Below are 262 nucleotides of genomic sequence, written 5' to 3'. Positions count from 1 at the left end.
CACCGACACAATCACCGGCATCCCCCCGGACAACGCAGCCAAGACCATGCCGAGGTCCACACACACCGCACCCCGGGCCATCCACGAAAGCAACCACCGCATCACAACGCTCACCGAAAAACACCTCCCTGACCACCGCATGGGCGACGAAGACGCGACGGCCAGCCAGCTCGCCAACCCTCCCCCGCGATGACCCCGCTGCAGCGCCCCTGGCGAAGCGGACCGTGCCAGCGGCCGTGTCGCGGTCGGTCAGCGCGAGCGT

Annotated in this window: 1 pseudogene; it reads left to right on the top strand. The window is 68.7% G+C overall.

The window, feature by feature from the left end:
* Positions 1–193: pseudogene (locus BEK98_RS49740) on the top strand (hypothetical protein); the annotation flags it as partial.
* Between the last annotated feature and the right edge of the window lie 69 nt (positions 194–262).

Source organism: Streptomyces diastatochromogenes (assembly GCF_002242805.1).
GTDB classification, from domain to species: Bacteria; Actinomycetota; Actinomycetes; order Streptomycetales; family Streptomycetaceae; genus Streptomyces; species Streptomyces diastatochromogenes.
Note: the sequence above shows the minus strand (reverse complement) of the source record. Positions and strands in the feature narration are given on the sequence as shown.